Origin of the sequence: Neisseria sp. HMSC068C12 (genome assembly GCF_001814095.1) — a bacterium.
Lineage (GTDB): Bacteria > Pseudomonadota > Gammaproteobacteria > Burkholderiales > Neisseriaceae > Neisseria > Neisseria perflava.
The window spans coordinates 1-407 of the sequence record NZ_KV814795.1 but is presented as its reverse complement, the minus strand read 5'-3'; the positions used below and the strand labels follow the sequence as shown (position 1 = coordinate 407).

1 protein-coding gene is annotated in these 407 nt (G+C 59.5%); it reads right to left on the bottom strand.

Annotation, left to right across the window (positions count from 1 at the left end; translation table 11 throughout):
* On the bottom strand, positions 1–405 hold a 405-nt coding region (locus tag HMPREF2952_RS01955), incomplete at its 3' end, for a type IV pilin protein (protein ID WP_249967809.1).
* Positions 406–407 lie beyond the last annotated feature (2 nt).

Below are 407 nucleotides of genomic sequence, written 5' to 3'. Positions count from 1 at the left end.
ACACTCCGCATCATTGCCCCTAAATATCTCCTCACCGTCCGTACAGCTGCCCTTCCCCTTCATCTTCCCGCACACCACCGCCGTCAGCGACTCGTTCAAGCGCAGCACCCTCGGCTCCGCCTCCCTGTCCAGCGCCACCGCCTTCAAGGTAAACTTACCCTCCAGGATGCCCTTAGCCTGACCGCTCATCCTGATACAGAAACCGCCCGCCTCCTTCACCGGCAGTTCCGGCCACTTCGTCGACGTCAGCTTAAAGCTGCCCTTTTTCGTATAGAACTGCTCCATAAAGCGCGCATTTTCCAGCAGCGCTGCATGAGCCGCACGCAGGTTGGCCGAGCGGACCGATTCCCGATAGACCGTAAAGGCCGCCGTTGCCAAGATCGAAACCAGCAGCATCACCACCAGCA